Source organism: Streptomyces sp. NPDC094034, assembly GCF_040303865.1.
In the GTDB taxonomy this organism is placed as follows: Bacteria; Actinomycetota; Actinomycetes; order Streptomycetales; family Streptomycetaceae; genus Streptomyces.
Window position 1 is genome coordinate 113,209 of the sequence record NZ_JBEOUD010000007.1, and the last position, 24,685, is coordinate 137,893.

Annotated in this window: 18 protein-coding genes and 1 tRNA gene; 1 reads left to right on the forward strand and 18 read right to left on the reverse strand. The window is 70.5% G+C overall.

Annotation, left to right across the window (positions count from 1 at the left end):
* Nucleotides 1-31: 31 nt before the first annotated feature.
* From ABTZ59_RS09440 to ABTZ59_RS09500, 13 genes are all read right to left on the reverse strand, one after another.
* Nucleotides 32-1,039, reverse strand: coding sequence for a cupin domain-containing protein (locus tag ABTZ59_RS09440; protein WP_351393240.1), 1,008 nt, complete (start codon nt 1,037-1,039; stop codon nt 32-34).
* A gap of 537 nt (nt 1,040-1,576) precedes the next feature.
* A complete protein-coding gene (locus ABTZ59_RS09445; RefSeq protein WP_351393243.1) occupies nt 1,577-2,344 on the reverse strand; it encodes a DUF4365 domain-containing protein in 768 nt (255 codons plus the stop codon).
* Nucleotides 2,345-2,440: 96 nt separating this feature from the next.
* Nucleotides 2,441-2,514: transfer RNA gene (locus ABTZ59_RS09450), tRNA-Thr, on the reverse strand.
* A 97-nt stretch (nt 2,515-2,611) separates the two neighbouring features.
* Entirely contained in the window at nt 2,612-4,165 is a 1,554-nt protein-coding gene (locus tag ABTZ59_RS09455; RefSeq protein ID WP_351393245.1) for an alpha/beta hydrolase, read from the reverse strand.
* A gap of 140 nt (nt 4,166-4,305) precedes the next feature.
* The gene (locus ABTZ59_RS09460; protein WP_351393248.1) at nt 4,306-5,511 is read right to left on the reverse strand and encodes a DNA polymerase III subunit delta'; all 1,206 of its coding nucleotides are present in this window, start codon (nt 5,509-5,511) and stop codon (nt 4,306-4,308) included.
* Between the two features lie 112 nt (nt 5,512-5,623).
* Nucleotides 5,624-9,136 (reverse strand): dTMP kinase, encoded by a 3,513-nt coding sequence (gene tmk, locus ABTZ59_RS09465; RefSeq protein WP_351393252.1) that lies wholly within the window; start codon nt 9,134-9,136, stop codon nt 5,624-5,626.
* 297 nt (nt 9,137-9,433) lie between these two features.
* Nucleotides 9,434-12,280, reverse strand: a complete 2,847-nt coding sequence (topA, locus tag ABTZ59_RS09470; protein WP_351393254.1) for a type I DNA topoisomerase — start codon at nt 12,278-12,280, stop codon at nt 9,434-9,436.
* 395 nt (nt 12,281-12,675) lie between these two features.
* Nucleotides 12,676-12,873 (reverse strand): hypothetical protein, encoded by a 198-nt coding sequence (locus ABTZ59_RS09475; RefSeq protein ID WP_351393257.1) that lies wholly within the window; start codon nt 12,871-12,873, stop codon nt 12,676-12,678.
* A gap of 272 nt (nt 12,874-13,145) precedes the next feature.
* Nucleotides 13,146-14,651 (reverse strand): DUF7059 domain-containing protein, encoded by a 1,506-nt coding sequence (locus ABTZ59_RS09480; RefSeq protein WP_351393260.1) that lies wholly within the window; start codon nt 14,649-14,651, stop codon nt 13,146-13,148.
* Nucleotides 14,652-14,813: 162 nt separating this feature from the next.
* Nucleotides 14,814-15,401, reverse strand: coding sequence for a small secreted protein (locus tag ABTZ59_RS09485; RefSeq protein ID WP_351393263.1), 588 nt, complete (start codon nt 15,399-15,401; stop codon nt 14,814-14,816).
* A 300-nt stretch (nt 15,402-15,701) separates the two neighbouring features.
* Entirely contained in the window at nt 15,702-18,113 is a 2,412-nt protein-coding gene (locus ABTZ59_RS09490; protein WP_351393265.1) for a sodium-translocating pyrophosphatase, read from the reverse strand.
* A 248-nt stretch (nt 18,114-18,361) separates the two neighbouring features.
* Nucleotides 18,362-18,808: an ATP-binding protein gene (locus ABTZ59_RS09495; protein ID WP_351393268.1), complete on the reverse strand. Its 447-nt coding sequence runs from the start codon at nt 18,806-18,808 to the stop codon at nt 18,362-18,364.
* Between the two features lie 100 nt (nt 18,809-18,908).
* Complete coding sequence (locus ABTZ59_RS09500; RefSeq protein WP_003967428.1) at nt 18,909-19,262, reverse strand: STAS domain-containing protein; 354 nt, start codon at nt 19,260-19,262, stop codon at nt 18,909-18,911.
* Between the two features lie 79 nt (nt 19,263-19,341).
* On the opposite strand from ABTZ59_RS09500, the gene ABTZ59_RS09505 reads away from it, so the two are divergent.
* Nucleotides 19,342-21,912, forward strand: coding sequence for a DEAD/DEAH box helicase (locus ABTZ59_RS09505; RefSeq protein ID WP_351393271.1), 2,571 nt, complete (start codon nt 19,342-19,344; stop codon nt 21,910-21,912).
* Here ABTZ59_RS09505 and ABTZ59_RS09510 read toward each other — a convergent pair.
* The 5 genes from ABTZ59_RS09510 to ABTZ59_RS09530 form a co-directional block, all read right to left on the reverse strand.
* A complete protein-coding gene (locus ABTZ59_RS09510; RefSeq protein WP_351393273.1) occupies nt 21,909-22,307 on the reverse strand; it encodes an Rv3654c family TadE-like protein in 399 nt (132 codons plus the stop codon). The two genes, ABTZ59_RS09505 and ABTZ59_RS09510, sit on opposite strands and share 4 nt — an antisense overlap.
* The gene (locus ABTZ59_RS09515; protein ID WP_351393520.1) at nt 22,304-22,717 is read right to left on the reverse strand and encodes a TadE family type IV pilus minor pilin; all 414 of its coding nucleotides are present in this window, start codon (nt 22,715-22,717) and stop codon (nt 22,304-22,306) included. Before ABTZ59_RS09515 ends, ABTZ59_RS09510 begins: the two co-directional genes overlap by 4 nt.
* Before the next feature lie 73 nt (nt 22,718-22,790).
* The gene (locus ABTZ59_RS09520; RefSeq protein WP_351393276.1) at nt 22,791-22,991 is read right to left on the reverse strand and encodes a DUF4244 domain-containing protein; all 201 of its coding nucleotides are present in this window, start codon (nt 22,989-22,991) and stop codon (nt 22,791-22,793) included.
* A gap of 50 nt (nt 22,992-23,041) precedes the next feature.
* Complete coding sequence (locus tag ABTZ59_RS09525) at nt 23,042-23,815, reverse strand: type II secretion system F family protein (protein ID WP_351393279.1); 774 nt, start codon at nt 23,813-23,815, stop codon at nt 23,042-23,044.
* Nucleotides 23,812-24,681 (reverse strand): type II secretion system F family protein, encoded by an 870-nt coding sequence (locus ABTZ59_RS09530; RefSeq protein WP_351393282.1) that lies wholly within the window; start codon nt 24,679-24,681, stop codon nt 23,812-23,814. Before ABTZ59_RS09530 ends, ABTZ59_RS09525 begins: the two co-directional genes overlap by 4 nt.
* Between the last annotated feature and the right edge of the window lie 4 nt (nt 24,682-24,685).

A 24,685-nucleotide genomic window follows, 5' to 3' on the forward strand; every position in this document is an offset into this window, starting at 1 on the left:
ACTTCGGTATGGACGCTTCGGGTTGGGGCGCTCAGTCCGGCGCACCCTCGTCGGCGTCGACTTCGATACCGAACTGCCTCCCGGCCGCCCTCAACCGGTTCAGATCTCCGTCCGGGTCGCCGCCGGGCCCGGGAGAGGGGCGGCACGCGGAGCGGTAGTACTCCTCGATCCCGCCGGGCACCGTCAGGTTGAACAGCCGTACGGTCTGCCCGCCGCGGTTGCGTACCCGGTGGTGCACCCCCCAGGGAACGACCACGACTGTTCCCGCGGAGGCTTCATATTTCTCTCCGTCCAGCAAGACTTCGGCGGTTCCCTCCAGCACGTAGAAGGCCTCCTCATAACGGGCATGACGATGCGCGGGCATCTCGCCGCCCGCTTCCAGCGTGATCTCGGTGACCGTGTACGCGGCGGCGGTCGCGAGGCCCGCCGCCTTGATGTTGTACGTCACTCCGGCGGCGTACCGACGGTCACCCTCATCCGGGAGCACCAGGGTGGGACCGCGTCCTTCGCCCATGGAAAGGGGCCTTTCGCGCCCGTCCGCGGTGTTTTCCAGGTAGGTGACTCCATAGCGCGGGGTCCGTGCGTTGATCTCCTGGACCGGCATCGTCCCGCGTTTCCCCGGAGGCTCATCGCCCGGTGCGCCCAATTCGAGGAAGAAGCCCTCGTTGCCGCCCGGGGTGGTGAATGTGATGAGTTCCGCGCTGTCGTCCCCGACATTGCGCCACTCATGAGCGATGCCGCGCGGCGCCGCGAAGAACGTGCCGTCGCCGACAGTGGTGTTGATGCCCCCCGCCTTGAGTTCGATTTTCCCCCGGAGCAGGAAGAACCCCTCTTCCTCGCGCGAATGGACATGCCGGGGCGGGCCGGTTCCGGCCGGTGGATAGTCGAGCCAGAACGCGTACTCGCTTCCGGTGTCCTCACTGACGGCGGCGAAGGTGATCCGGTCGTCGCCCATCCACCAGATGGAGACACCCTCTCCCGGCTTCACCAACTTGCCGCGCCTGAGCAGAGGCGCGTCCTGCTCGATCGGCCTGTTCAAGCTCTCCGGTGTCCTGGCCCTGGCCATTGCTCAGCCTTCCCGCCCCGAGGTCGGCGCGTCGACCTCGCTGCGTAGTCGGAGCGCAAAATCGCACACTTTTACAATTTTCGTCCGCTATCAGTCGTTGTCAAAACATATGGATCGCCACCACCCACCAAAAGGAGTGGGGCGGGGCGGGGGCCACCCTGGCCGGGCCCGCCCGGTACCGCGACCAGCGGCCAGGCGGCGACGAGGGCGGAGCAGGGGCAGGGGCAGGGGGGTGTCCGGTTCCCGTTCTGGTGTCGCTGATGACGGACTGTCAAGGTTCGTGCTCTCCAGCCGCCGGGTCCGCGCCGTTCCGGACCTGCTGCTTCGTCCCTGAACAGCGGTTGAACGGGGCACCCAGTGCGCGCCGCGCCTGCCCTGCCAGAGCGAAGAGGGAGTATCCGTCGACACAGCCAACGGGACCTGCACCGCCACCACCCCGCTCCTCATCCGCTGCACCTGACCAGCAGGTCGCCCACGAACCCGGTAACGGGTCGAACCGCCCGCGGCGCGTCAGGCGGGGTCGTCCTGCTCGACCGGTCGGCGCCACCACCCCGTGGATTTGAAGCAGCCCATGAGCCAGTGGGCTTCCGCGATATCGAGGATGATGTTGCCGACCAACGGAATCGGCTCGAAGCGGAGCATCCGCTCCTGGATGCGCACTGGCTCCCAATCCAGATCGTGGTGGAGCAGCACCGCGAAGGGCTCCCCGCGACGCTGCCAGAAGACCATGGGCTCGGAGACCTCGTTCTCGAAGGGCTTGACGATGTCGTTCGGGGCGAACTCGACGCCCGCCATATCCGCCCACCTGCCAACACCCTGACGTTCCCGAGCCAAGTAGTGGCGCATGCCCTCCACGAACCCATCGAGGTTCGCGTCGTCCAAGACAGACTCTCTGGAGACGACGATGGACTTCACCTTCTTGCGCAGTGCGTCGGCCCGGCGGAGCTGGCGGGTCGCGTTGGCCCAGAAGAGGCCGCCCCGCTCGGCATCGTGGACTACACAGAGCACCGGGAGACTGCCATCGCGCCAGTTGTCCCCGTGATCACCGACCGGGACGCGGTGCCCCCTTCTGGTCCGCGTCGAGACGCCGCCCTTTACCTGGATGGCCAGGGAGTCCTCGGTCCGCTGCCCGTTCTGCACGAAGGTGACGTGCAGGTCCTCGCCGTGGTCGTTACCGCCGTCAATCTCTTGCACGATGTGGCCGTGTCTCTCCAGCAGAGCACGTACTTCATTCACCGCCATGCGTCCGATACGCCGGCTCTCAGGCACCTTCGGCATCAGCCCCCCTCGTGACACGGATCACCAGCCTATGCCGCACCCTCCACGAGCATCAGAAAACCCCAGGCCGACAATGTCTGACCTGGGGTTTCTCGGAGCCGCCTTCGGGATTCGAACCCGAGACCTACGCATTACGAGTGCGTTGCTCTGGCCAACTGAGCTAAGGCGGCGCGCCTTCCGCACCATGGTGCGATCAGCAGCGCGGCCAAGTCTACACAGTTTTGGAGGGTGCTCCGTACACCCCTCCTGCGGGGGTCTTCCCGCAGGTCAGGAGCACTTCTTGCCGTCCGTCGGGGGTGTGCCCTCCAGGAGGTACGTGTTGATCGCCGTGTCGATGCAGTCGCTGCCACGGCCGTATGCCGTGTGGCCGTCCCCGTTGTAGGTGAGGAGAGTGCCGGAGGAGAGCTGGGACGCCAGGGACTGGGCCCACTTGTATGGGGTCGCCGGGTCGCGGGTGGTGCCGACCACGACGATCGGGGCCGCGCCCTTCGCCTCGATGCGGTGGGGGGAGCCGGTGGCCTTGGTGGGCCAGTAGGTGCAGTTCAGGGAGGCCCAGGCCAGGCCCTTGCCGAAGACCGGGGAGGCTTGTTCGAAGGAGGGGAGCGCCTGGGTGACCTCTTCGGGGCTGCTGAAGGCCGGCGGGAGGTCCAGGCAGTTCACAGCCGAGTTGGCGTACATCAGATTGGCGTACGAGCCATCGCTGTCGCGCTCGTAGTACGAGTCGGCGAGGGAGAGCAGGGCCGCGCCGTCGCCCTTCATGGCGTCGCCGACCGCCTGGCGGAGCTGGGGCCAGGCGGACTCGTCGTACATTGCGGCGATCACGCCGGTCGTAGCCAGCGACTCGCCCAGGGGGCGGCTCGCGCCGGTCGGGACGGGCTTGGCGTCCAGTGTGGTGAAGAAGGTCTTCATACGATTCGAGACGTCGGCGGCCGACTTCGTCCCGAGGGGGCAATCGGACTGTTTGACGCAGTCCTCGGCGAAGGCCCGGAAGGCGGTCTCAAAGCCCGCCGTCTGATCGCGGTTCAGCTCACGGGCCGGGAGGGACGGATCCATCGCGCCGTCGAGGACGAGGCGGCCGGTGCGCTTCGGGAACAGTTCGGCGTATGTCGCGCCGAGGAACGTGCCGTACGAGGCCCCGACGTACGACAGCTTCTGGTCGCCCAGCGCGGTACGGAAGATGTCCATGTCACGGGCCGCCTCGACCGTGGACACATGCGGGAGGACCGCGCCGGAGCGCTTCTCGCAGCCCTGGGCGAACTTCTTGAAGGACGCGGCCAGCTTCGCGATCTCGGCCTGGTCGTCGGGCGTCTGGTCGACCTGGGTGTACGCGTCCATCTCCTTGCCCGTGAGGCATTCGACGGGCTCGCTGCGGGCGACACCGCGCGGGTCGATGGCCACGATGTCGTACTGTGCGCGGATCTGCGCGGGGTAGCCGATGCCCGCGTACGCCTGGAGATAGCCGATGGCCGAGCCGCCGGGACCGCCCGGGTTGACCATGAGGGAGCCGAGGCGCTTGCCGGGGCCCGTTGCCTTCTTGCGGGAGACGGCCAGATCGATCCGGGTCCCGTCCGGCTTCGTGTAGTCGAGCGGGGCCTTCAGCGTGGCGCACTCGAAACCGGGGACTCCGCACGCGCGCCAGGTGAGCTTCTGGTCGTAGTACTTTTTCAGGGCGGCGGGATCGATGGACACAGCGCCCGAGCCCGAATCCCCGCCCGAAGACGATGCCTCCGACGAGGAACCGCCGGAACTGCAACCGGAGATCAGCAGACCGGCCGCCACGAACGCGGTGGCGGTGATACGGAACAGGCGCCTGGTGTCCATTCTGGGAGCCTAGCCGCCGAATCGCGTACACCGCCCGTCCGTGCTCGTACGGGTGATTTCCCGGGCAGTCGGCCCGCTCGTACGTTCAGGCTGTTCACGGCCCCGTACGGGCAGCCCGCTCCCCGTCAGCCCGGTCCCCGTCAGCCCGCCCGCAGCGAGACCGCCATCGCCTCCACCGCCAGCAGCGGCGCCACATTGCGGTCCAGCGCCTGACGGCAGGCGACGATCGCCTCTATCCGGCGCAGCGTCCGCTCGGGCGTCGAAGCACGGGCGACCCGGTCCAGACCGTCCCGTACGTCCCCATTGGCGAGCGCGACGCGGGAGCCCAGCTGGATGGCGAGCACATCGCGGTAGAAACCGGTCAGATCGGTGAGGGCCAGATCCAGGCTGTCCCGCTGCGTACGGGTGGAACGGCGCTTCTGGCGGTCGGCCAGCTCCTTCATCACGCCCGCCGTGCCCCGGGGCATCCGGCCGCCCGCCGAGGCACCGAGCGCGGCCTTCATGTCCTCGGTCTCTTTGACGTCGACATCCTCCGCGACCTGCTTGGCGTCCTCCGTGGCGGCGTCGATCAGCTCCTGCGCCGCCCTGAGGCAGCCGCCGATGTCGTCCACACGCAGCGGCATCTTGAGAACGGTGGCGCGGCGGGCCCGTGCCCGTTCATCGGTGGCGAGACGGCGGGCCCGGCCGATATGCCCCTGAGTGGCCTTGGCCGCGGCGTGGGCGGCCTCGGGCTCGATACCGTCGCGCCGGATCAGGACATCGGCGACGGCCTCCACGGGCGGAGTACGCAGCACGAGATGGCGGCAGCGCGAACGGATCGTGGGCAGGACGTCCTCCAGGGAGGGCGCGCAGAGCAGCCAGACCGTACGGGGCGCCGGCTCCTCCACCCCCTTGAGCAGGACGTTTCCCGCGCCCTCGGTAAGGCGGTCGGCGTCCTCCAGCACATTGACCTGCCAGCGTCCGCCGGCCGGTGCGAGCTGGGCGCGGCGAACCAGCTCGCGGGTCTCCTTGACGCCGATCGAGAGCAGATCGGTACGGATGATGTCCACATCGGCGTGCGTGCCGATCAGGCTCGTATGACAGCCGTCGCAGAACCCGCAGCCAGGCTCACCGCCGAGCGCCCGGTCCGGGCTGGTGCACTGCAGAGCGGCGGCGAAGGCGCGGGCCGCGGTGGACCTGCCCGAACCGGGCGGCCCGGTGAACAGCCAGGCGTGCGTCATCCTCGACGCCTCCGGCGGCTCGGCGCCCGCGGCCTCGGCGGTCACGCGCGCGTCCGCGTCACGAGCGGCGTCGGCGAGCGCCGCCCGAACACGGTCCTGTCCGACCAAGTCGTCCCATACGGTCATGCGCCGTCACCACCTCCATGCATGTGCGGCCCCCACCTGAGTGAGCCCCGGATCCCATTGTGGGGCCGGGGTCTGACAGTCCGGCCGGACTGTCAGACCCCGGCCCCAGGACCTAGGGCCGACGGCGCCCGCCGTCGTGGTCGTCAGCCTCGTCGTGTGGGCCGAGCAGTTCGTCGGCCAGGGTCGGAAGGTCGTCCAGCGGAGTCTCCTCCGCCCAGTCGGAACGGCGGCGCGGGCGCTCGGGCGTACGCTCCGGACCAGCCTCCCGATGCGCCTCCGGGTTGACCTGCGGCAGCTCGCGCGTGCGCTCATTGCCGCCCTCGGCGGGCGACGGCCGCGCGTCGTCCCGGAAGAAGCCCCGCGGCACCCGGTCGGCCGGGTCCGCGTGCGATACGGGCGGGAGTACGGCCGTATCGTCGGCCGCGCGGGCGTCCCGGCTGCCTCCCGAGTCACCCGTACCCCGCGCGTCGCCGCGCCCGTCGTCCCGTACCGCCGGGAGCACCGTCGTCTCGTCGGCAGCCCGGTCCGTACGACCCGCCCGGTCCGTACGACCCGCCTGATCCGTACGGTCACCCCGCTCGCCCTGCTCGCCCCGCTTACCCCGGTCCCCCCGCTCGGCAGGCCGATCCGGATCCGGCACCTGCGGAATAACGGCCGTCTCATCCGGATCCGCCGGACGTACCGCCGGGACCTCCTGCGTCACCTCGTCCGGCGCGACCGCCGGCCCCTTGACGAAGGGAGTGGGGACCGTGATTTCGTTCGGCGAGACCCCCGGGGCCGTCGGAGCCGTCGGAGCCTCGGCCGGAGCCGCCTCGGCCGCCGCCTGCTCCGCGCGCCGCCGCGCCTCCTCGGCACGCAGCAGCGCCTCCTCCGCCTTGCGCTGCTTCTCCCGGCGGCGCTCCTCTGCCTCCGCCCGGAGCCTGGCCTCTTCCTGTGCCTGTCGCCTGAGGCGCGCCTGTTCCGCCTCGTAGGCCCGCTCCTCGGCCTCGCGGCGCTTGCGCTCCTCCTCGGCCTTCTTGCGCGCCTCCTCGGCGCGCTGCCTGGCCTCTTCCGCCTGCCGCTCGGCCTCGCGCCGGCGCGCCTCTTCCAGCTCGCGGCGCTTGCGCTCCTCCTCCTCTGCACGGAGCTTGGCGAGCTGCGCCTGCCGCTCGCGCTCCAGCCGCTCCTCCTCCGCCTTGCGCGCGGCCTCTTCCTCCGCCCTGCGGCGGGCTTCCTCGATGGCCGCCTTCCGCGCCTCCTCCTGGGCCTTCACCTCGGCCTCGGAGAGCGGCAGCATCTGGTCGAGCCGGTGCCGTACGACCGTGGTGACCGCCTCCGGCTCCTGGCCGCCGTCCACCACCAGATAGCGGGTGGGGTCGGCGGCGGCGAGGGTGAGGAAGCCGGACCGTACCCGCTGATGGAACTCCGCCGGCTCGGACTCCAGCCGGTCCGGCGCCTCCGTGAACCGCTCGCGCGCCGTCTCCGGGGAGACATCGAGGAGCACCGTCAGATGCGGAACGAGCCCGTCCGTCGCCCAGCGCGAGATACGGGCGATCTCGGTCGGCGAAAGATCGCGCCCCGCGCCCTGGTAGGCCACGGACGAGTCGATATAGCGGTCGGAGATGACGATCGCGCCGCGCTCCAGCGCCGGACGGACGACCGAATCGACATGCTCGGCGCGGTCGGCGGCGTACAGCAGGGCCTCGGCGCGGTTCGACAGGCCGGCGCTCGACACATCCAGCAGGATCGAGCGCAGCCGCTTGCCGACCGGGGTGGCGCCCGGCTCGCGTGTGACCACCACTTCATGGCCCTTGGCCCGGATCCAGTCGGCGAGCGCCTCCACCTGGGTGGACTTTCCGGCGCCGTCACCACCTTCTATCGCCAGGAAGAAGCCAGTCGCGGCAGGAGCTTGCGCCGGGTCGGCTCCGCCGCGCAGCGCGTCGCGCAGATCCCGACGCAGCGGTACACCGGACCGGTCGTCCGTCTTGGCGAGAACGACGGCGGCTACGGGCAGCAGCAGCGCGCCGACCAGTATCAGCGTGAAGGCCGCTCCGTCGTGAGCGAAGACGGAATTGCCACTGGCGAGGCGGTGCGGGCCGATGGCCGCCGCGACGAGGGGGGCGACGACCACTCCGAGCCCCACAAACACCCTGGCTACAGCCTGTAGATGTTCGGTGACCCGACTACGACGGTACTCCTCCGTCTCCAGGTCGATAAGGGTGTGTCCAGTATTCGCCGCGACACCGGCCGTGAAGCCCGCGATCAGCGCCAGGAACAGCACGGTCGCCATGTCCGGCACAAGGCCCATGACCAGCAGCGCTATGCCGGTGACCGCGATCGCCAGCGCGAACAGACGGCGCCGGGACAGCGCGGGCAGCACCTTGGCGGCGCCGCGGATACCCAGTCCCGTACCGCCGGTCAGGGCGAGGACGAGGAGCGCGAAGGCGACGGGACCGCCCCCGAGGTCCATGGCCTGGAGTGCGGAGACACCCACGGCGGCGGCGACAGCGCCGGCGATCGTGCCGCACGCGAGGACGAGCAGCGACACCGCGCCCGTACGCCCCTTGTCCCGGCCACCGCTGCCGCCACCAGCATTGCCGCCGCTGCCGCCGGATCCCTTGCCGCTCGTGGCGCCCACGGACCGGCGCAGCCCTTCGAGCGGGGAACGCGGCCGGGGCGTATGGCCGTCGGGCAGTTCGAGGAAGTAAAGCGTCGACACGGACGCGGCGAACAGGCCGGCCGCGACATACGACCCAAGGGCCGCCTGGTGCAGCGAGAACCAGTCGATTCCCAAGCCCAGCAGATTGCCGATCAGCGTGGCGACGAGCAGGACCGCGGCGGCGGCGGGGACGGCGGCGAAGGACGTACGGAGGGAGAGCCGGCGCAGCGCGTCGGGGTGGTCGGGCAGCGGGCGTACCGCGGCGCCCTCCAGCGGCGGAGCCGGCAGCAACGCGGGAGCCGCGCTCTCCTTGGCGACCGTCCAGAAGCGCTCGGCGACGCCGGCGACGAAGACCGTGCTGAGGAGAATCGGCAGGGCGCGGTCGGGGGTCCATTCGAGCCACAGCGGCGCGACGATGAGGAGCGCGAGGCGCAGTACGTCCGCGGCGATCATCGTCCAGCGGCGGTCCAGCGGGCCGCCGTCCCGCGCGGGCTTCGCGGATTTACCCACGGATTTACCCGACTTGGCGGGCTTCTTGACCGCCGTGGCTCCAGCTGCCTCAGGCGTCTCAGGTGCTCCCGCGTCGGCCGCGTCCGCCGCGTCCGCCGCGTCCGCCGTCTTCTTGGCCCCGGCCCCGCCACTGGTGGCGCCACCGGGCGCGATCAGCGCCGTCAGCGGCCCAAGGAGCACCGCCCCGAACAGCAGCGTGGCCAGAACCCGGGCCCCGAACACGGCGGCGACGGCGAACGCCACACCCCGGTATCCAGCACCGAATGAGCCCTCGGCGATCGCCGCCTGCAACGACAGCAGCAGAAGCACGAGTACGGCGAGTACGTCGCCGATCCCGCCGACGAACTGGGCACCCCAAAGCCGCCGCAGCGGTGCAAGGCGCAACAAGGATCGTACGGCGCGCTCTCGTGAGTCTGCGGCAAGTGCGTCGGAGTCGGAGGTGGGGCTCACGACCGTTGGCTGCTCGGCTCGCGTCATCCGCCCAGCCTATCCGGAGCCAGTGACATCCCTGGAGCCCCACCCGAACAGACGAACGCGACAGAGACGGCGAGAAGCGGCGAATCACCCGGCTCTCGCGGTCCCCCGCCACTCCCCACGGCTCAGCCGTCCAAGCATCCGGCCGCCTCGCCGGCTGCTTCGCCGACCGCTTGGTCCGGCTTCCGGCCCGATCGAGTCCCGATCGATGTCCCGATCAACGTTCCCGATCGATGTCCCGATCAACGTTCCCGATCGAGTGCCGATCAACGTTCCCGATCACCGTGCCCGATCGACGTCCTATTCGTCCGACTTCGCCGACGCCGCCGCCGACGACTTCGCGGCCGTCTTCTTCGCCGTCGTCTTCTTCGCCGCCGTCTTGGCGGTCGTCGTCTTCGCGGCGGCCTTCTTCGCGGTCGTCGCCTTCTTGGCGGGGGCCTTCTTCGCCGGAGCCTTCTTCGCCGCCTTCTTCGCGGTCTTCTTGGCCGGCCCCTTCGCACGCTTGTCCGCGAGGAGCTCGTAACCCCGCTCCGGAGTGATCGTCTCGACGCTGTCGTCGGTCCGCAGTGTCGCGTTCGTCTCGCCGTCCGTGACGTACGGGCCGAACCGCCCGTCCTTCACCACGACCGGCCGCTCGCTCACCGGGTCCGTGCCCAGCTCCTTCAGCGGCGGCTTGGCCGCGGCCCGGCCCCGCTGCTTGGGCTGGGCGTAGATCGCCAGCGCTTCTTCCAGCGTGATGTTGAAGAGCTGGTCCTCGTTCTCCAGCGAACGCGAGTCCGTGCCCTTCTTCAGATACGGGCCGTACCGGCCGTTCTGCGCGGTGATCTCGACACCCTCGGCGTCCGTACCGACCACCCGGGGCAGCGACATCAGCTTGAGTGCGTCGGCGAGCGTCACCGTGTCCAGGGACATGGACTTGAAGAGCGAGGCGGTACGCGGCTTGACCGCGTTCTTGCCGGTCTTCGGGGTCCCGTCCGGCAGGATCTCGGTGACATACGGCCCGTAACGGCCGTCCTTGGCCACGATCTGATGGCCGGACTCCGGGTCCGCGCCCAGCTCGAAGTCGCCGCTCGGCTTGGCCAGCAGTTCCTCGGCGTACTCGACCGTCAGCTCGTCGGGCGCCAGATCCTCCGGCACATCGGCGCGCTGGTGGCCTTCCTCGTCCTTCTCACCACGCTCGACATACGGGCCGTACCGCCCGACGCGCAGCATGATGCCGTCGCCGACGGGGAACGAGGAGATCTCCCGGGCGTCGATCGCGCCGAGGTCGGTGACCAGTTCCTTGAGGCCGCCGAGGTGATCGCCGTCGCCGTTCCCGGCGCCCGACGCGACCCCCGCGTTGTGGTCGTCGCCCTCGCCGAAGTAGAAGCGCCGCAGCCACGGCACGGCCTGCGCCTCGCCCTGCGCGATGCGGTCGAGGTCGTCCTCCATCTTGGCCGTGAAGTCGTAGTCGACCAGTCGGCCGAAGTGCGTCTCCAGCAGGTTGACCACGGCGAAGGAGAGGAAGGACGGGACGAGCGCCGTGCCCTTCTTGAACACATAGCCGCGGTCGAGGATGGTGCCGATGATCGAGGCGTAGGTCGACGGACGGCCGATCTCCCGCTCTTCCAGCTCCTTGACCAGCGAGGCTTCGGTGTATCTGGCCGGCGGCTTCGTCGCATGGCCGTCGACGGAGATCTCCTCGGCGGACAGCGCGTCGCCCTCCGCGACCTGCGGCAGCCGGCGCTCGCGGTCGTCCAGCTCCGCGTTCGGGTCGTCCGCGCCCTCGACGTACGCCTTCATGAAGCCATGGAACGTGATCGTCTTGCCGGAAGCGGAGAATTCGGCGTCCCGGCCGTCGCTCGACCTGCCATCGATCTTGACGGTGACGCTGTTGCCGACCGCGTCCTTCATCTGGGAGGCGACGGTCCGCTTCCAGATCAGCTCGTAGAGCTTGAACTGGTCGCCGGTCAGTCCGGTCTCGGCGGGGGTACGGAACCGGTCGCCCGAGGGGCGGATCGCCTCGTGCGCCTCCTGCGCGTTCTTGACCTTGCCCGCGTACGTACGCGGCTTGTCCGGCAGATAGCCCGCCCCGTACAACTGCGTGACCTGCGCACGGGCCGCCGAGACAGCGGTGTCCGAGAGGGTCGTCGAGTCCGTACGCATATAGGTGATGAAGCCGTTCTCGTACAGCTTCTGCGCGACCTGCATCGTGGACTTCGCCCCGAAGCCCAGCTTGCGCGAGGCCTCCTGCTGGAGGGTCGTCGTACGGAAGGGGGCGTACGGGGAGCGGCGGTACGGCTTGGACTCGACCGAGCGCACGGAGAAGGAGGCGTTCTCCAGGGCGATGGCGAGCGCCCGTGCGTTGGCCTCGTCCAGATGCAGCACCTGGTCGGACTTGAGCCGACCGTCCGGACCGAAGTCACGGCCCTGGGCGACACGCCGGCCGTCGACCGCGTTGAGCCGGGCGACCAGCGAGGACGGGTCGGAGGCGTCTCCGGCGCGGCCGGTGGAGAACGTACCGGTCAGATCCCAGTACTCGGCGGAGCGGAAGGCGATGCGCTCGCGCTCGCGCTCGACGACGAGACGGGTGGCGACGGACTGGACACGGCCCGCCGAGAGGCCGCGCATGACCTTCTTCCACAGGACGGGCGAGACCTCGTAGCCGTAGAGCCGGTCGAGGATACGGCGGGTCTCCTGGGCGTCGACCATGCGCGTGTTCAGCTCGCGCGGATTGGCGACGGCGGCCCGGATCGCGTCTTTGGTGATCTCGTGGAAGACCATCCGGTGGACCGGGACCTTGGGCTTGAGGACTTCCTGGAGGTGCCACGCGATGGCCTCGCCCTCGCGGTCCTCATCGGTGGCGAGGTAGAGCTCGTCGGATTCGGCCAGCAGCTCCTTGAGCTTTCTGACCTGGGCCTTCTTATCGGCGTTGACGACGTAGATCGGCTGGAAGTCATGATCGACGTCCACGCCGAGGCGGCGCACCTCGCCGGTGTACTTCTCCGGCACCTCGGCGGCGCCGTTCGGGAGGTCGCGGATGTGCCCGACGCTCGCCTCGACGACATAGCCAGGGCCGAGGTAGCCCTTGATCGTCTTCGCCTTGGCAGGCGACTCGACGATGACGAGTCGGCGGCCGCCGTGTGCGGTCTCGCTGGTCGGGGACAACTTCGCTCTTCTCTCCGGTCGACGCTCGGTGGGCCCGTACGGCAGTACGGCAGTACGCCTTGGCGGGGCCCGGTACGGCCCAGCGGTGACGCTGCTTCGCTGCGGAGTGTGACGGTACAACCCGCCCCCGTGTCAAACGGCGAAAGCCCGCAACGGCCACTCGAACGGTAACCCGACTCCAGTCATTCCTGCCGCCCGGACCCCCGGGCTCGTCGCGTCGGAAAGCGGCGCCGGTGCTTCCGCCGGGGTACGGGACGACGGTTCCGGATCACGGTCCCTCGGCGCGTCCTGCGCAGGTCCGACGGCCTGCCGAAGCCGCGCGCGGGCCCGGATCGATCATGGCCCGAGATTCCGGTCCGGCTTCCTCGAACCGGGCCCGGATACATCGGGAGCGCTCAGATACGACCGAAACACCACACGCCGAGAGCGAGAAAGACCACGCCCGAGAGTGTCGCGAGCGTGATGGAGGCCGCAGGCCGCACGCCATGGGCCACCGGCGCGCGGTGCAGAACGCGCGCCCCGGTCCACAGCAGCAGCGCACACCCGAACAGCGTGAACGCCGTCCCCGCGAAGATCGCCGGCCCACTCTCCATGTCCGCACCCCGCTCGTTCCGTGGGCACCCGCTCGGGGGCGCCAAGACCTCTGGGGGCCCGAGGCTGGCACCTCGGGACGTCACCTGCGCGAATTCCGGGTGAACGCCGCGACGCGTTCACCCGCACGCCGAGTCCGAGGGCTCGGCGTGACCGGCAGTCGAGCGCTGACGGACAGGACAGTCGAGTCGAGCGGACAACCGAGGGGGCAGTCGAGCGGACAACCGAGGGCCAGCCGAGGGGGGCAGCCGCCCTCACCCCGCACAGCCGGCCGTCAGCGCGCCACGGGCGTCGGTTCCAGGAATCCCTCCTCCACCAGCAGCCGGATCGCCTGCGGGGTGCGGTCCCGGAGCAGCACCGGGTCCTCCCCCATCAACTGACCGATCGCATCCAGGATCCGTCCGGCACTCAGGGTCCCGTCACAGACCCCCGCGAAGCCGGCCCCGACCGCGTCGACCTTCGTGGCCCGGCGCATGCCTCGGTGCTGACGGAGCACCACATGCTCCGGATCCTCGGCGCCCGGCAGCCCCACCTGCTCCTGCACCACCTCCGGCGCCAGGACGAAATGGCCCGCGAGAAGCGCCGCGTCGTCGTGCGTCCGCAGATAGTCCTGACGCTCGAAGTGCGCCCGTACGGTCTCGCCGAGCGGCTGCTCCACCGGATGCGGCCACTCCTCCACGACGACCGATTGCTCCGCGGCGCCCGTCTTCCTGAGCGTGATCCAGCCGAAGCCGACGGCCTTGGTCTTACGGGCCTCGAACTCGTCCAGCCACGCTTCGTACCGCGCGGTGTACTCCTCCGGGTCGCTCCTGTGGTCACCGCTGTCGCGCAGCCAGAGCTCCGCGTACTGCGTCACGTCCTGGACCTCGCGCTGCACGATCCAGGCGTCACAGCCGCGCGGCACCCAGGAGCGCAGCCGCTGCTGCCATTCCTCCCCCTCCACGTGCTGCCAGTTGGCGAGGAAGTGCGCGAATCCGCCCTCGTTCAGCCGCTCCCCCGCCTGCTGGACGAGCGTGCGGCACAGATCGTCCCCGCCCATCCCGCCGTCGCGGTAGATGAGCCGGGCCCCTGGCGAGATCACGAACGGCGGGTTCGAGACGATCAGGTCGTACGTCTCGTCCGCGACCGGCTCGAAGAGCGAGCCCTCGCGCAGATCGGCGACGGGGGCGCCGGAGAGGGCCAGGGTCAGCCGGGTGAAGCCGAGCGCACGCGGATTGAGATCGGTGGCCGTGACGCGCGTGGCGTGCTGAGCGGCGTGCAGCGCCTGGATGCCGGAGCCGCAGCCGAGATCGAGCGCGCTCCCGACCGGTGTCCGTACGGTGATCCCGGCCAGGGTCGTCGAGGCGCCGCCGACGCCGAGCACCACCCCCTCGTCATGGCCGCCCGCGCCCGAGGCGCCGCCGACCGCGCAGCCCAGGTCGGAGACGATGAACCAGTCCTGTCCGTCGGGCCCGCTGTACGGCCGTACGTCCACCGTCGCGTGGATGTCGTCCTCGTCCTGGACGACCCAGCCGTCGGCCAGCACCTCGTCGAGCGGCAGCGCGGCAGCCGCGCGCTCCTTGGAGACCGGGCGCTGGAGCAGGAAGAGCCGTACGAGCGTTTCGAGCGGGGTGTCACCGGGGGTGGCACGCAGCGCCGGCACGGTCTCGCTGCGTGCCAGCGCGGCATAGGCGGGTGCGCCGAGCAGATCGAGCAGGCCGTCGGCGGTGAAGTCGGCGGCGAGCAGGGCCGCGCGGAGTCGGGGCGAGTGGTCGGACGCGGGAAGGCTGGTCGTACTCACCCACACATTGTGGCGGCTGCCACTGACAACGGCCCGCGGCCCGGTCCCTCCGTTCGGGGGGACCGGGCCGCGGGCCGCGTGCGACCGTGTTCCGGAGCGGCATGAGACGCCTGAGGGCGTCCAGCAGGGGATGCCGGAGAGGCTACGACCCGGCCCGGGAGCTTACGACCCGGCCGCCGGAGAGCCGGACCCGCCGGCCGCCACCGGTGGCTTCTGGCAGCCTGCCTGCTTCGCCATCGCCTTGCCGACATCGCCGGACTGGAGCTTCTGGAGCGCCTGGTCCCCGCTCTTGCTGAGCTTGTCCAGCTCGTCCGCGACGCCCTTGAGGCCGTCCGCGAAGTCCGCCTGGTCCCTGGTGTCGAGCGCGTCGACCTTCGTCTTGAGGCCCGCGTACGCCGTCGCGGTGGCGTTGAGTTCCTTGACGGCCTCCTTCTGGGTCTTCTCGCCGTCCGTGATGGGCGGTGCGCCCGCGCTGTCCACGGCGGAACCCAGCGCCTTGTAGGCGTCGGAGATGGACTGGAAGGCGGCCGAGTCGGCCTTCTGGACATCAGCGGGCTTGCTGCTGTCGGAGGTCGCCTGCTGGATGGAGGTGTTGGAGTTCGCGATCTTCGTCAGCTGAGGCTGAACCTGGTCACAGACCTTCTTGGCCCAGGCGTTCACCTTTTGGTCGCTGTCATCACCACTGCAGCCGGACAGCGCCATGAGCACCACCGCACCGCCGGACAGCGCGGCCACAAGCTTCTTGTTCACCGGTTGGGTCCCTTCCAAGGCTCTCGGCCCCGGAACATACACGCCAAGTGGGCGACAACCACACGCCGAGCGTCCGGTCCGTGCCCTATTGCAGCCATTTGCACCAAGGGAGAGACACCTCACGCCGGGCGCGCCGTCCGGGGGCTGCGTCGAGCGGGCGCGCTGTCCAGGCTCGGCGCGGGCGGGCGCGCTGTCCGGGGCGGCGCGAGCGGGGGCGCTGTCCGGAGGCGGCGCGAGCGGGCGGGTGGCGCGCGTCACTCCGCGCCACCCGCCCGCTCCCCATCAGGATCGACCGGGTCGTCAGGAGGCCGCCACCGGGTCGGGCGACTTCTCGTTCCCGCCGCCGGAACCGTCCCCGCCGCCCTCACCTCCGCCGTCCACCGTGACCGAGCGCCGCTTGGACACATAGACCGCGCCGATGATGACGGCGAGGGCGAGCACCGCCACCAGCACGCGGACACCGGCACTGGCGTCGGCTCCGTAACTGAACTGCACGACCGCCGGGGCGATGAGCAGCGCCACCAGGTTCATCACCTTTAGCAGCGGATTGATGGCGGGGCCCGCCGTGTCCTTGAACGGGTCTCCCACCGTGTCCCCGATGACCGTCGCGGCATGGGCCTCACTGCCCTTGCCGCCGTGATGACCGTCCTCGACGAGCTTCTTCGCGTTGTCCCAGGCACCTCCGGAGTTGGCGAGGAAGACGGCCATCAGCGTGCCCGTACCGATCGCACCGGCCAGGAACGAGCCGAGCGCGCCCACTCCGAGCGAGAAGCCGACGGCGATGGGGGTGAGGACGGCGAGCAGCCCCGGGGTGGCCAGCTCACGCAGCGCGTCCTTGGTGCAGATGTCGACCACCCGGCCGTACTCGGGTTTCTCGGTGTAATCCATGATCCCTGGGTGCTCGCGGAACTGCCGGCGCACCTCGTAGACCACCGAACCGGCCGACCGCGAGACCGCGTTGATCGCCAGCCCCGAGAAGAGGAAGACAACCGCGGCACCGAGGATCAGCCCGACCAGGTTGTTGGGCTGCGAGATGTCCAGACTGAGCGTCAGCTCGCCCGCTCTGGCCCCTACATCCGCGACGGCGGTGGCGATGGCGTCGCGGTACGAGCCGAAGAGCGCCGACGCGGCGAGTACGGCCGTGGCGATGGCGATGCCCTTGGTGATGGCCTTCGTGGTGTTCCCCACGGCGTCGAGGTCGGTGAGCACCTGCGCGCCCGCGCCCTCGACGTCGCCGGACATCTCGGCGATGCCCTGGGCGTTGTCGGAGACCGGCCCGAAGGTGTCCATGGCGACGATGACACCGACGGTGGTGAGCAGACCGGTGCCCGCCAGGGCCACCGCGAAGAGGGCGAGCGTGATCGACGCACCGCCGACCAGGAAGGCCCCGTAGACCGCGAGACCGATCAGCAGCGCCGTATAGACCGCTGACTCCAGACCGATGGCCACGCCCGCGAGGACGACGGTGGCGGGGCCCGTCAGGGCGGATTTGCCGATGTCCCTGACCGGGCGCCGGGCGGTCTCGGTGAAGTAGCCGGTGAGCTGCTGGATCAGGGCCGCCAGCACGATACCGATGGCGACCGCGAGCAGGGCGAGCACCCTCGGGTCACCGCTGTGGGTCAGGATGTCCGGGTCGGTGACCCCGTCCAGTTCGGCGTACGAGGACGGCAGGTAGACGAAGGACGCCACGGCCACCAGCGCGAGCGAGATCACCGCGGAGATGAAGAAACCGCGGTTGATGGCGGTCATCCCGCTGCGGTCGGCCCTGCGTGGGGCGACGGCGAAGATGCCGATCATGGCCGTGATCACCCCGATCGCGGGGACGATCAGCGGGAAGGCCAGCCCGAAGTCCCCGAACGCCGCCTTGCCGAGGATCAGCGCGGCCACCAGCGTCACCGCGTACGACTCGAACAGGTCGGCCGCCATCCCGGCGCAGTCGCCGACGTTGTCGCCGACGTTGTCCGCGATGGTCGCCGCGTTGCGCGGATCGTCCTCCGGAATACCCTGTTCCACCTTGCCGACCAGGTCGGCGCCGACGTCGGCCGCCTTGGTGAAGATGCCGCCTCCGACTCGCATGAACATGGCGATCAGCGCGGCGCCGAGACCGAAGCCCTCCAGCACCTTGGGGGCGTCGGCGGCATAGACGAGGACCACGCAGGAGGCGCCGAGCAGACCGAGGCCCACCGTGAACATGCCGACCACGCCACCCGTACGGAATGCGATCTTCATGGCTTTGTGCGAAACGGCCGTGAGGTCTTTTTCCGGCTCGCCTTCCGCCGGTGTCGCCTCACGCGCGGCCGCCGCCACGCGCACATTGCTGCGTACGGCCAGACGCATGCCGATGTATCCGGTGGCCGCCGAGAAAAGCGCACCGACCAGGAAGAACAGCGAACGTCCCGCGCGTTGTGACCAGTTGTCGGCCGGCAACAACATCAGCAGGAAGAACACCACGACGGCGAATACGCCGAGGGTGCGCAACTGCCGTGCCAGATAGGCATTGGCGCCTTCCTGTACGGCGGCCGCGATCTCCTTCATCGAATCGGTGCCCTCGCCGGCCGCCAGCACCTGGCGCACCAGCAGCTGGGCCACGAACAGCGCCGCCAGCGCGACGACCGCGATGACGATCACGATGACGCGGTTGTCGTCCGTGAGTATCGCGGCAGCGAGCGAAGTGGGGTGCTCGGACAGTTGTGGTTGGTAGTGCCCCGCCATTCGTCCTCCTTGACGCTCAGCGTTCAAGATGGACGGATTGTAGGGAGCGGAACCTGATCAAAACAGAGCACGCCACATGCAATTGACCTTCACTTATCGAATGACCTTGGAAGGGGTAATGGGATAAGCACGTTAATGGGTGATCGGTAATCCCATGGAAAAGAGAAAGGCCCTGCTCAGCAGGGCCTTCCTGGAGAATGGATCACCGGCTCTCCGTCCGGCTGCCCGAAAGGGCCGGGGTAACGCCGTCAGGGCAACGCGACGGCCGAGGCCGTCGGCCAGCTCATCCGGATGACGCCACCGTCGTCGCCCGAGGTGACTTCCACATCGTCGACGAGCCCACTGATGACCGCGAGGCCCATCTCGTCCTCGCCCTCGGCATCGCTCTCGTGGGAATCGCCCGGAGCCACGCCGTCACGGGCTTCCCCGGCGGCTCCGCTCACGGCCGTGACCCCGTCGCCGACCTCGATGGAGAAGGCTTTCTCCTCCTCGTTCAGCACGACTCTCACCGGGGCGGTGATGCCATGGCTGCGGTGCAGTCCGACCGCCCGGCTGCACGCTTCACCGACCGCGAGTCTGACCTCGTCCAACACAGCCTCATCGACACCTGCCCGACGAGCCACGGCGGCCGCCACAAGACGGGCCGTTCTGACATGTTCGGGCTGGGCGCTGAAGCGGAGTTCAACGGTGGCCATGCGATCCCCCTCGAACGTACGAGCGTGAAAACTCATGGGCGCGGGCGCCGGGCATCACGCCCGGTGCCTCTGCCCTCTCCTCCGGAAGACTCGGCCGACCTCAGTCGGTGGCCGCCACGGCCTCGTCGACCGTGGTGTGGATCGGGAACACCTTGGTGAGACCGGTGATCCGGAAGATCTTGAGAATGCGCTCCTGGTTGCAGACCAGGCGCAGCGAGCCCTCATGGGCGCGCACACGCTTCAGGCCACCCACGAGCACGCCGAGCCCGGTCGAGTCCAGGAAGTCCACGCCCTCCATGTCGACAACCAGGTGGTAGCTGCCGTCGTTCACCAACTCGACCAACTGCTCGCGCAGCTTGGGCGCGGTATACACATCAATCTCGCCACCGACCTCGACGACCGTACGGTCGCCACCAGGGCCGGACACATTGCGAGTCGACAGGGACAGGTCCACGGATCCTCCAGCACCTTGCTATCGAGCGGTCGCCCCTCGGGTCTCCCCTACGGAGCCAGGGGACGTATCGCCAGCCGCGATGGCATTCAATCACTTACCAGCAGTCATGCACGACGCCTTGAGACCATTGTCCGTCACGCCAGTGACACACTCGATGCCGATGGCCAGGAATCACCGCCCCAGTGGACCCCCCGAGAGCGGGGGCAACCGCCCCTCCCCCCGTACGGTCCTGGACCGGCTCGCCACGGGGGCGGGCCGTGCTGCGCGCATCACCCATACGGAGCACCTGCCCCCGCGTGCGGGACGTCATGCCGTCTGGCCCGACCGCATCCGCCCGGAAGTGATCAACGCCATTCAGCGGGCCGGTGTCGACCACCCGTGGGCCCACCAGGCGACGGCCGCCGAGCACGCGCTGGACGGCGAGTCCGTCGTGATCGCCACCGGCACCGCCTCCGGCAAGTCCCTCGCCTATCTCGCCCCCGTGCTCACCACCCTCCTCGACGGCTCGGAGGCGCCCAACGGCCGAGGTACGACGGGGCTCTACCTCGCGCCGACGAAGGCTCTCGCCGCGGACCAGCGCCGCGCGGTCAAGGCGCTGGCCGCCCCGCTCGGCAACCGCGTGCGCCCCGCCGTCTACGACGGTGACACCCCGGTCGAGGAACGGGAGTGGGTCCGGCAGTACGCCAACTACGTGCTGACCAATCCGGACATGCTGCACCGGGGGATACTCCCGTCCCACCCCCGCTGGGCCTCCTTCCTGCGCGCCCTGCGCTATGTCGTTATCGACGAGTGCCACACCTATCGCGGCGTCTTCGGCTCCCATGTGGCGCAGGTACTGCGCCGACTCCGCCGCGTATGCGCCCGCTACGGAGCGAATCCGGTCTTCCTGCTCGCCTCTGCGACCGCCGCGGAACCAGCACAGGCCGCCGGCCGGCTCACCGGTCTGCCCGTCCACGAGGTCGCCGACGACGCGTCACCGCGCGGCGAACTGGTCTTCGCGCTCTGGGAGCCGCCGCTCACCGATCTGCACGGCGAGAAGGGCGCCCCCGTCCGGCGTACCGCCACCGCCGAGACCGCCGACCTCCTCACCGATCTGACCGTCCAGGGCGTCCGTACGGTCGCCTTCGTACGCTCCCGGCGTGGCGCCGAGCTCATCTCCGTCATCGCCCAGGAACGGCTGGCCGAGGTGGACCGCTCGCTGGCCCGCCGGGTCGCCGCCTACCGCGGCGGCTACCTCCCCGAGGAACGCCGCGCGCTGGAGAACGCCCTGCACTCCGGCGAGCTGCTCGGCCTCGCCGCCACCACCGCGCTGGAACTGGGCATCGACGTGTCGGGCCTGGACGCCGTCGTCATCGCCGGCTATCCGGGCACCCGCGCCTCCGTGTGGCAGCAGGCGGGCCGAGCCGGACGTTCGGGGCAGGGGGCGCTCGCCGTCCTCGTCGCCCGGGACGATCCGCTGGACACCTTCCTCGTCCACCACCCCGAGGCGCTGTTCCGGCAGCCCGTCGAGTCCACCGTCCTCGACCCCGACAACCCGTATGTCCTCGCCCCCCATCTGTGCGCCGCGGCGGCCGAACTCCCGCTCACCGAAGCGGATCTGACGCTCTTCGGACCCGCCGTACCCGACCTGCTCCCGCAGTTGGAGAGCGCGGGGCTGCTGCGGCGCCGCAACTCGGGCTGGTACTGGACCCGCCGCGAGCGGGCCGCCGACCTCGCCGACATCCGGGGTGAGGGCGGCAGCCCCGTCCAGATCGTCGAGGCGGGGACGGGACGGCTGCTGGGCACGGTCGACGAAGCCGCCTCCCATACCGCCGTCCACGACGGCGCCGTCCACCTCCACCAGGGCCGTACGTATCTGGTGAAGCGGCTCGACCTGGCCGACTCGGTCGCCCTGGTCGAGGAGGCGAACCCGCCTTACTCCACCACCGCCCGTGACACCACCGCCATCTCCGTACTCGAAACCGACACGGAGATCCCGTGGGGCCAGGGGCGCCTGTGCTACGGCTCCGTCGAAGTCACCAACCAGGTCGTCTCCTTTCTGCGCCGACGGCTCATCACCGGCGAGGTACTGGGCGAGAGCAAACTCGATCTGCCGCCACGGACGCTCCGTACCCGGGCCGTGTGGTGGACGGTCACCGAGGACCAGCTCGACCGGGCCCGCGTCGACCCGGAGCAGCTGGGCGGCGCGCTGCACGCCGCCGAACACGCCTCGATCGGGCTGCTGCCGCTCTTCGCGACCTGTGACCGCTGGGACATCGGCGGGGTGTCCGTGCCCCTCCACCCGGACACGCTGCTGCCGACGGTCTTCGTCTACGACGGCCATCCCGGCGGCGCGGGCTTCGCTGAGCGGGCCTTCCGAACGGCCCGTGAGTGGCTCACAGCCACCCGCGAGGCGATCGCCTCCTGCGAGTGCGACGCCGGCTGTCCGTCCTGCATCCAGTCCCCGAAGTGCGGCAACGGCAACGACCCTCTGCACAAACGAGGCGCCGTACGACTCCTGACCGAGCTCCTCAGCGCCGCCCCCGACGCACAGCCCGAGGCCGACGTGCTTCCGATCGCGCATCCGGAAACGGGCATGGACGCGGACGTGGAAGCGGACGTGGAAGCGGAAGCGGGCGTGGAAGCGGAAGAAGCGCCCACCGTGGCTTAGTGCGTGCCCGCGAGGCCTGACAGGGCGCCTGGCGGGGGCACGGGCGGCGGTGGGCCCGCTGGGCCCGCCCGTGACCTGACCGTCGGGACGTACGGTCCGAACGCCGCCCGCGCCGTCACGTCCGCGATCTCACCGCTCACCACGCACCGCACCACCTCCGCTCCCTGCGCCGCCGCGACCTCGGCCGCCCGGCGGCAGGCGTCCGCCGAGCCGAGAAGCGAGTGGTCCGCGGCGGCGAGGGCCGCCAGGTCGGCCGCCGCTCCCGCCCGGTGCCGGGCGACGACCGCCTGTCCCATGGCGAGCACCAGGGCGAAGACGGCACACAACGCGGTCGCCGCCATCGCCACCCACACCGTCGCCGACCCGCGGTCCCTGGTCCTGGCCGCCCCCGTCATGGCGCCGCCCCGGCCGCGTGCGGGCCTCCGGAGCCGTCTCTCGCGGCCTGTACGGGGTCCAGGGCGTCCATGGCGTCCTCCGCTGACGCGACAGCCTCGGCGGTGAGCGTGAGGGTCAGCGCGCCCGGCCCCGGCGTCGGCGCCTCCACCCGCACCCGCCACAGATCGCCTGTACGCCCCAGAGCGACCCTGGCGCCCTTCGGGGCAGCCAAACGGGCGGCGGCCACCGCCGCGGCCCGCGGCTCGGCTCTGGCGGCCGCTCTCGCCCCCGCCCGAGCCGCGTCCACACACCGGATCTGCGCGGAGGCCGCCATCAGCGCCCAGACGAGAGCCAGGGCGAACACGGCCAGCGCCGGTACCGCCACCGCCGACTCCGCCGTCACGAACCCCAGGTCGCGGGGACGGACCAGGCGACGGACTGGGCGACAGCCAAGGCGAGGGCCGCCGGTCGGGCGCTTACGGACCGTCCGCTTACGGACCGTCTCAGAACTGCGCACTGAGAGCCCTCCCGATCAACGACTGCAAGGCGCCCGCCACGGGCCCACTCGTGACCACCTTGTAGAGCACCGCGGCCAGTGCGCAGGCGGCGATCGTCCCCACCGCGTACTCGGACGTGGTCATCCCCGCATCGGCTCGCGCCCGGCGCGGCCGTGTCCACCGGATCCGTCGGATCCTCATCCACATGTCATCTCCCCGTAGAAACAGTAGGAATTGGTCAATTCGCAGAGAATGGGTCAGCCACCGTTCAGCAGGCCGCTCGCCAGACCGATGACCACCGGCGCCACCCCCACCGCCAGGAAGGCGGGAAGGAAGCACAGCCCCACCGGAGCCGTGATCAGCACCTGGGCCCGCTGGGCTCTGGCCACCGCTGCCCGGGCCCGCTCCGCCCTGAAGCCGTCGGCCAGCCGGGACACCGGTTCGGCGGCGGGCGCTCCGGTCGACGCCGCCCGTTCCAGACAGCGGGCCAGCCCCGCCGCGCCCGGTATCTCCCCGAACCGCCGCCACGCCTCCGTCGGTTCGCCGCCGAGCCGCAGCTCCGCCGCTGTCCGGGCCAGCCGGTCACCGACGGGGCCGCCCAGCGATTCGCCGACCGCCTCCGCCGCGTCGCGCGGTCCTGCCCCCGCCGCGATACAGGCGGCCAGCAGATCGGCGGCGAGCGGGAGCTGCCGGCGGGCCGCCTCGTCGGTACCGGTACCGTCGTCCGGCTTTCTCGTACGCAGCCACCTGCGGACCCCGTACGCCATGGCGAGCCCGACCAGCCAGCCGGCCACCCCGCCGACCATGACCCAGCCGAAGATCACCGCGCCGGTCGGTGGACCCCAGCGCCGCGCCCACTCCGCCGCCCGGGGCCGGGGCCGCCGCCGTCCGTTATCGACCGCGAGCAGGACCGCGTATCGCCGCCGCACCCGTCGTTCACACCGCCGGTCCGCCATCGCGAAGGCCAACGAGCCGATCGCGATGAGCACCACGACGACCACCCACAGCCTGTGGACGAACTCCCCTGTCATGACGCCTCCCCGGTCCGTACGATCCGGGCGGCCCACCAAAGGCCCGCACCCTCCAGCAGACCGCCCACCAGCAGACAGCCGAGCCCGGCCGGGGTGTGCAGCAGGACACGCAGCGGATCCGCGCCCAGGGCCCAGCCCAGCGCCAGGCCGACCACGGGAAGCAGCGCCAGCACGGTGACGGTCGCCCAGGCCCCCGACAACTGGGCCCGCAATCCTTCCCGTTGCTCCTTTTCCGCCCGCAGCGCCGCGTCCAGGCGATCCAGCCCGGCGGCGAGCCCCGCCCCGCCGTCCACGGCCACCCGCCAGCAGGCTGCGAGTCCCACGAGACCGTCCGCTCCCGGCTGACGCGCCGCCTTCCGCAGCGCGTCGGGTACGTCGCCACCGAAGCGCGCGGCCGCCAGTACGACTCCCTCCGCGCTTCCCAGGCCACCGGTCGATCCCGCCGCGGCCAGCAGGGCCTGGGTGGGCTGCATACCGGCTCGGAGCTCGCCGACTGCCATGACACACAACGCGACGATCCTGTCGGCCAGCCGCTCACGCGCCTTCCTCCGCTCCCTGGCGCGCAGCCACCGCCCCACCATCGGCACCGCCAGCGCGCCCCCGAACAGCGGCAGTACCGACTCGCCCAGCAGCGCGAGCAGGACCGCGGGCGGCAGACAGAGCCATTTCCCGCGCAGCCGTCGCGCCCGCTCACGGGCCTTCGGCAGCCATCGCTCCCATGGCGGCGCCCCCGGCATCGCGGCGACGGGGCTGCCCGGGGCCGCGAGCAGCCGTCTGGCCCGCCGCCCTCCCCGTTCCTGGCCGACGGCCAGCCGGACAGCTCTCCCGGCACACAGCACAGCCGCGAAGGAGGTGAGAGACACCATCAGA

Bases quoted from the DNA above. Each gene is read 5' to 3' on its own strand.
- ABTZ59_RS09445 (WP_351393243.1), bottom strand. From the start codon at position 2,344: ATGCCGAAGGTGCCTGAGAGCCGGCGTATCGGACGCATGGCGGTGAAT.
- ABTZ59_RS09510 (WP_351393273.1), bottom strand. From the start codon at position 22,307: ATGACGGGGGCGGCCAGGACCAGGGACCGCGGGTCGGCGACGGTGTGG.
- ABTZ59_RS09455 (WP_351393245.1), bottom strand. From the start codon at position 4,165: ATGGACACCAGGCGCCTGTTCCGTATCACCGCCACCGCGTTCGTGGCG.
- ABTZ59_RS09530 (WP_351393282.1), bottom strand. From the start codon at position 24,681: ATGGTGTCTCTCACCTCCTTCGCGGCTGTGCTGTGTGCCGGGAGAGCT.
- ABTZ59_RS09460 (WP_351393248.1), bottom strand. From the start codon at position 5,511: ATGACCGTATGGGACGACTTGGTCGGACAGGACCGTGTTCGGGCGGCG.
- ABTZ59_RS09525 (WP_351393279.1), bottom strand. From the start codon at position 23,815: ATGACAGGGGAGTTCGTCCACAGGCTGTGGGTGGTCGTCGTGGTGCTC.
- ABTZ59_RS09520 (WP_351393276.1), bottom strand. From the start codon at position 22,991: ATGTGGATGAGGATCCGACGGATCCGGTGGACACGGCCGCGCCGGGCG.
- ABTZ59_RS09490 (WP_351393265.1), bottom strand. From the start codon at position 18,113: ATGGCGGGGCACTACCAACCACAACTGTCCGAGCACCCCACTTCGCTC.
- ABTZ59_RS09505 (WP_351393271.1), top strand. From the start codon at position 19,342: ATGGCATTCAATCACTTACCAGCAGTCATGCACGACGCCTTGAGACCA.
- ABTZ59_RS09475 (WP_351393257.1), bottom strand. From the start codon at position 12,873: ATGGAGAGTGGGCCGGCGATCTTCGCGGGGACGGCGTTCACGCTGTTC.
- ABTZ59_RS09495 (WP_351393268.1), bottom strand. From the start codon at position 18,808: ATGGCCACCGTTGAACTCCGCTTCAGCGCCCAGCCCGAACATGTCAGA.
- tmk (WP_351393252.1), bottom strand. From the start codon at position 9,136: ATGACGCGAGCCGAGCAGCCAACGGTCGTGAGCCCCACCTCCGACTCC.